The organism is Ideonella azotifigens, assembly GCF_006519715.1.
GTDB classification, from domain to species: Bacteria; Pseudomonadota; Gammaproteobacteria; order Burkholderiales; family Burkholderiaceae_C; genus Ideonella; species Ideonella azotifigens.
Genome location: NZ_VIDT01000383.1, coordinates 1 through 5,415, shown reverse-complemented (window position 1 = coordinate 5,415; position 5,415 = coordinate 1). Strand labels below are relative to the sequence as shown.

8 protein-coding genes and 2 pseudogenes are annotated in these 5,415 nt (G+C 67.3%); 4 read left to right on the top strand and 6 right to left on the bottom strand.

Features of this window, described 5'->3' with window-relative positions:
• Together FKP22_RS19980 and czcI are read right to left on the bottom strand one after the other, a co-directional pair.
• Nucleotides 1-266, bottom strand: a pseudogene (locus FKP22_RS19980) (cobalt-zinc-cadmium resistance protein); the annotation flags it as partial.
• A 69-nt stretch (nt 267-335) separates the two neighbouring features.
• Nucleotides 336-680 (bottom strand): cation efflux protein, CzcI family, encoded by a 345-nt coding sequence (gene czcI / locus FKP22_RS19975; protein WP_141289452.1) that lies wholly within the window; start codon nt 678-680, stop codon nt 336-338.
• A gap of 144 nt (nt 681-824) precedes the next feature.
• Between czcI and def the strand changes: the two genes are divergently transcribed.
• Entirely contained in the window at nt 825-1,364 is a 540-nt protein-coding gene (def, locus tag FKP22_RS19970) for a peptide deformylase (RefSeq protein ID WP_141289451.1), read from the top strand.
• Between the two features lie 34 nt (nt 1,365-1,398).
• On the opposite strand, the gene FKP22_RS19965 is transcribed toward def, so the two are convergent.
• The gene (locus FKP22_RS19965; protein WP_211361483.1) at nt 1,399-2,079 is read right to left on the bottom strand and encodes a hypothetical protein; all 681 of its coding nucleotides are present in this window, start codon (nt 2,077-2,079) and stop codon (nt 1,399-1,401) included.
• A gap of 189 nt (nt 2,080-2,268) precedes the next feature.
• Here FKP22_RS19965 and FKP22_RS19960 point away from each other — a divergent pair, with 189 nt between their 5' ends.
• From FKP22_RS19960 to FKP22_RS19950, 3 genes are all read left to right on the top strand, one after another.
• The gene (locus FKP22_RS19960; protein WP_141289450.1) at nt 2,269-3,060 is read left to right on the top strand and encodes a class I SAM-dependent methyltransferase; all 792 of its coding nucleotides are present in this window, start codon (nt 2,269-2,271) and stop codon (nt 3,058-3,060) included.
• A 129-nt stretch (nt 3,061-3,189) separates the two neighbouring features.
• Nucleotides 3,190-3,615, top strand: a complete 426-nt coding sequence (locus tag FKP22_RS19955; RefSeq protein WP_141289449.1) for a hypothetical protein — start codon at nt 3,190-3,192, stop codon at nt 3,613-3,615.
• Between the two features lie 100 nt (nt 3,616-3,715).
• The gene (locus tag FKP22_RS19950; protein WP_141289448.1) at nt 3,716-4,369 is read left to right on the top strand and encodes a glutathione S-transferase family protein; all 654 of its coding nucleotides are present in this window, start codon (nt 3,716-3,718) and stop codon (nt 4,367-4,369) included.
• A gap of 56 nt (nt 4,370-4,425) precedes the next feature.
• On the opposite strand, the gene vapC is transcribed toward FKP22_RS19950, so the two are convergent.
• The 3 genes and pseudogenes from vapC to FKP22_RS19935 all read right to left on the bottom strand — a co-directional run.
• Nucleotides 4,426-4,842 carry a type II toxin-antitoxin system tRNA(fMet)-specific endonuclease VapC gene (gene vapC / locus FKP22_RS19945; protein ID WP_141289447.1) on the bottom strand — a complete coding sequence of 139 codons (417 nt, stop codon included), beginning with the start codon at nt 4,840-4,842 and terminating at the stop codon, nt 4,426-4,428.
• 13 nt (nt 4,843-4,855) lie between these two features.
• Nucleotides 4,856-5,089 (bottom strand): type II toxin-antitoxin system VapB family antitoxin, encoded by a 234-nt coding sequence (gene vapB / locus FKP22_RS19940; RefSeq protein ID WP_141289446.1) that lies wholly within the window; start codon nt 5,087-5,089, stop codon nt 4,856-4,858.
• Between the two features lie 101 nt (nt 5,090-5,190).
• Nucleotides 5,191-5,415, bottom strand: a pseudogene (locus FKP22_RS19935) (hypothetical protein); the annotation flags it as partial.

Here is a 5,415-nt window from a genome sequence, read left to right as displayed (position 1 = left end):
AAGTCCAGCGTGGCCGTGGTGGTGCGCGTGGCGCGCCGGGTGTCCTCGACCGAGGCGTTCAGCGCAGGGTTGGGGAAGGCACCCGCCTGCTGCAGCGCACCGTCCGAGGCTTCGAGTTCGCGCTGCGCAGCGGACAGGACGGGACTGCCGGTGCCCGCAAGCTGCAGCGCTCTTTCAAGGGTGAGGGGCGACGCAGGCTGGGCCTGCGCCAGGAAGGGGCTGAGCAAAGTCGCCGCCAGCCCGAGCGGCAATAGAAGTGTTCTCATCGAATCTCATGGTGGTTCCAGGGATTCGGCGAGACGGATGGCTTGGGGTCAGTCCTTTCGTCCCGCCGGCTAGGCGAGACGGGGCCACTGTGGCCTGTCTGGTCCTTCTGCGAGGGCAGAAGAGCCGGCGGTGTCCGGGCCTTCGGCCAGGCTTTCGCGGGGCACCGCGCCCAGCGCCTGCAGGGCCGGTGCCACCAGCGCGGGCGCGCCGGCATGGCAGAAGCTGCAATCGTTGTCGACGCTGAGCTTGCCCTGCGACGAGGGATCGGCGCTGCCCTGGTGCTCATGTGCATGGTGCCCAAAGTGCGCGCCCGATTGCGGCGCCCTTTCGTGCTCGCAATAGGTCGCGGCTGCGCCCCAGGCGAACTGGAGCGGTATCAGCAAGGCAAGCAGCAACGCGATGAGCTTGGTCACGAAGGGAGGGAATTCTGTGGGCAACAAGGCAGCCGCGATTGGAAACCCTGAAGCGGGTAGAGAGTCAAGGGGTCAACGATTCTGTTGCCGTCATTTTCGGCCTTAAGCTTGGCACCCCGGCTTCTTTCGTTCCGAATCCCTGCCATGGCTGTCCACCCCATCCTGAAGATGGGCGATGCGCGTCTGCTGCGCGTCGCCCAACCCGTCACCGCCTTTGACACGCCCGAACTGCACGCGCTGATCGCCGACATGTTCGACACCATGGCCGCGGCCAATGGCGCCGGCCTGGCCGCGCCGCAGATCGGCGTGGACCTGCAACTGGTGATCTTTGGCTCCGGCCAGCACAACCCGCGCTATCCCGAAGCCCCGGTGGTGCCGCAGACGGTGCTGATCAATCCGGTCATCACGCCGCTGTCAGACGAACTGGAGGAGGGTTGGGAGGGCTGCCTGTCGGTGCCGGGCCTGCGCGGCCTGGTGCCTCGTCACAGCCGCATCCGCTACCAGGGGCTGGACCCGCAGGGCCGGCCCATTGACCGCGAGGCCGAGGGCTTCCACGCCCGCGTGGTGCAGCACGAGGTCGACCACCTGATCGGCCGGCTGTACCCGACCCGCATGGCTGACCTGCGCAAACTCGGCTTCACCGAAGTGCTGTTCCCGGAACTGGATCCGAACGCGGACGATTGAGGCAAGGCTGCGCAAGCCTCGCTGGTGGCGCGGTTCAGGCGGCCAGCGGCAGTGCCTGGTCTGCCGAGGCCGAGGCGGGCGGGTTGCGGGTGACATCGATGTCCGGGTGCCAGGTGTCCAGCATGAAGCCCAGCCAGGCATGGCCGGCGGCGCGCCAGCGCGCTTCCACGCTGCGCAGGTCATTGATCAGCACCCGGTGCGGCAAGCCGCCTGCATGCTGCAGCGGGAAGCTTGCGCCGGCACCGAACAGCTCGCTGCACTGCAGCCGCTGGTAGAGGCGCACCAGCGCCGGGCTGCGCGCGCCCAGCAGCATCAGCTGCACGCCAGCGGCGCGGCTGTGCAGGAACGCAGCCTTCATCAGCGCCAGCCTGACCAGCGGGTCCGCGCCCTGCGACACGGCGAAGCGGGTCAGCTCCACACGCGAGCAGGCCAGCACCTCGGCCGGCATGGCCACGCTGTGCTCGATCTGCAGCGGGCCGCCGAGACTGTGCTGCAGCCGCATCGTGCCGACCGGCTTGCCGCTGCGCTTTTCCTCGCACAGCAGCACGCTGCTGTGCGCGTCGCTGTCCATGTCGTCAGGGGCGAGCAGGGACTGCTGCAACTGCGGCAGGTGCCGGCCGTAAGCCCCGGCGCGAACGCTGCAGGCCGCCAGCAGGTCTTGCCGGGTGTGCGCGATGCGCAGGCGAAAACCGAGCAGCTGGACAGGGGCGGGCATGGACATCCCCACCATTTCGGCCCCAATGCCCACAGGGTTGAAGCAGAGACGCATGGCAGTTCCCCCGCTGTCTCGCGCTTGGCGGCCCGGTTCTTCCTGCGTCAGCCTGTCAGACCAGCCCGAAGACACGAGCGCGTCTGAGCGGGCGCGGTTCAGAATCCAGCCATCCCAACCCACCCGGAACATGCCATGGACGAGCAGCATATCCGCTTTGACGACGGGGCCGCCTACGAGGATTTCATGGGCAAGTGGAGCCGGCTGGCCGGCGAGCAGTTCCTGCAGTGGCTGGCGCCAGCGCCGGGTCAGCGCTGGCTGGATGTGGGCTGCGGCAACGGTGCGTTCACCGAGCTGCTGTTGCAGCGCTGCGCGCCGAGTGCGGTCGAGGGTCTCGATCCATCGGAAGATCAGCTGCTGTATGCGCGCGGCCGCCTCGCCGGCCAGCCAGTCCAGCTGCAGCAGGGCAGCGCGATGGCGCTGCTTTTTGCCAACGCGGCCTTCGACGCCGCAGTGATGGCCCTGGTCATCTTCTTCGTGCCCGAGCCGGCCAGGGGCGTGGCCGAGATGGCGCGAGTGGTCAAACCGGGCGGCAGCGTGTCGGCCTACGCCTGGGACATTCTTGGTGGCGGTTTCCCTTTTGCCGTGCTGCAGGAGGAGATGGCCGCACTCGGCGTGCCGCCGCTGTGGCCACCGCGCGCGGACGCTTCGCGCATGGACGCGATGCGCACGCTGTGGACCGAGGCGGGGCTGGTGGCTGTCGAGACAAAGGAAATCCACGTCCAGCGCAGCTTTGACGACTTCGACACCTTCTGGCGCGTGGCCCAAAGCGGGCCGCGGCTGGCCCCTCGGCTGACCACGATGGCGCCGGCCGATGTCGAACGGTTGACCGTTCGGCTGCACGAGCGCTTGCGTCCGGACGCGGATGGCCGCATCCGCTGCAGCGCCAAGGCAAACGCCATTCGGGGCCTGCGACCGGTGGCGTGACTTTGACTGGCGGCCCGCTCAGGGCGCTGCCAGCACCTGGGCCGTGGACTGCAGCTGGCCCAGCCGCGGCAGCACGTGGGCCATCGAGCCCTGGTGCGCCGCTTCTACCGGCGCGCCGCAGGCTCATGAGTGCAGGCGCTGCTGCAGCAGCAGACCGAGGACCGGTTCGTCACGCTGGACGCGCTGCGTGAACGCACCGCGCAGGCCGACCTGGCCATGCTGGCCAGCGAACTCTGCAGCGCGCTGGTGGCCTTCCGTGCGTCACATCCGTCCTTTGCCGTGCTGGTGGAGGACTCGGCCGGCGCCACCGGCCCGCTGGCCGCCGAGGTGCGAGGCCGGGTGAGGCGCTGGGTCATCGAGACGCTGGCACCACGGGCCACCGCAGGCCTCAGCCGCCAGCGCCTGGCCGCCGTCGCGGCGGTCGTGCAGCAGGCCATGAAGGCTGCGAACCAGCTGAAGGCCGATGACCTGCCAGGCGGCGGCGCGCCCGCGCTGAAGGAGCTGGCGCTGATGTTGCGCTGCTACCTGGAGGTGGCGCTGAAGCCGGCTGGGTGAGCGTCCATCGGGCGAAGCGATGCACGGTCATGTCGATTCAGGTCGGTCCTGAACGTCGTGTTGAGGAATCCGACGAGACTCAGCAAAGGAGAAGTCGACCATGATCCTCACCATCACCGCCTTTGAACGCTCGCCCGACCGCGGCAAGGGGCTGGCCCGTGACATGCGCGTTCGCTGGGCGCTCGAAGAAGCCGGCCAGGCTTACCAAGTTCGCCTGGTCTCCTTCGAGGCGATGAAAGCGCCAGCCCACCTCGCGCTGCATCCCTTCGGGCAGATTCCGACTTACGAGGAAGGTGACCTGGTCCTTTTCGAGTCCGCAGCCATCGTGTTCCACATCGCAGAGCGCCACGCAGGCCTGCTACCTGCCGATGCGGATGCGCGGGCCCGCGCCATCACCTGGATGTTTGCTGCGCTGAACACAGTGGAGCCGCCCATCCTGGACCTGCAAACCGCCAGGTTCGCGGAGGGAGACAAGCCTTGGTCCGAACAACGCCTGCCGCTGGTCAAGGACCGCATCCGCGTCCGGTTGCGTGAACTGTCGAACCGTCTGGGCGATGCCGACTGGCTGGACGGCGCGTTCAGCGCCGGCGACCTGATGATGGTCGCGGTGCTGCTCAGGTTGAAGCCGTCAGGCTTGCTGGACGAATTCCCCAGGCTGTCTGCCTACGTCGCCCGCGGCGAAGCCCGACCGGCCTACCAGCGGGCGTTTGCTGCGCAGTTGGCGGTGTTCACGGCGCAGTCGGCCGGCGGTTGACAAGGGCAGGGCTTGTGCCAGTTGACGCGCCCCCGCTACATGGCCGACGAGTTCGTTCAGCCTCCGGACGGGTTGGCGACCCAGTTCTGCAGCAAGAGGCCGGGCACCCGCTCGAACTCACCGATGTTGTTGGTGACAAGCGTAAGTCCCTCACTGCGGGCGTGGGCTGCGATGTGCAGATCGTTCACCCCGATGGGTCGCCCCACCTTTTCCAAGGCGCTGCGGATGGTGCCGTAGTGCAGTGAGGCCTTCGCGGTGTAGGGCAGCACCTCAAGCAAGCTGGAGAACTCTTCCACCACCGCCAGGTTCTGCGCGACTTTGGCGCTCTTCTCGGCGCCGTGGTAAAGCTCGCTCAAGCTGATGGCAGAAATCGCCATACGGCCAGCGTTTTCGTTGAATACGCCCATCACCTCTATCGGACGCCGCTTGATGACGTAGATGACGATGTTGGTGTCGAGCAGGTACTTGAGCATGACAGCTTCGACGTCAGAAGCCTTCGCGTTCGGCCTGCTGCTGCTCGCCACGCTCAGCCATGAAGTCCTCTGACGCCCGCGGTCCGTTCAGGAAGAACTCGTCCCAGGTGTGCCCTACCGGTGAGATGATGCGGTCAACGCCCCGGGCGCGCACCTGTACTTTCTTGACGCCTTCTGGGAGGCGAACGTCTGCTGGCAAACGCACGGCCTGGGACCGGTTGTTGGTGAAGACGGTGGTGATGCTCATTGCGTGGCACTTGAATGGGATATGGCGGAAGTATATGCCATCCGGCGGATGACGGATGTCAAGCCGTCGGCGGTCGCTGCTTCTGATGCAGTGCGGACAGTTCAGTCCGTCGCACGGTGGTCGCCAAGACCTTCAAACGCCGTCCACTTCTGCTCACTCGCCGCCGAAGCCACGGTCGCCTCGATGAACCGCACCCCGCGGGCGCCATCCTCCACCCGTGGATAGTCCGCCGCCAGCGGGTCGGCCGGCTGGCCGGCCAGCCGCGCGTGAATGTCCTCGGCCACGCCAAGGTAGACGTTGGCAAACGCTTCCAGGAAGGCTTCGGG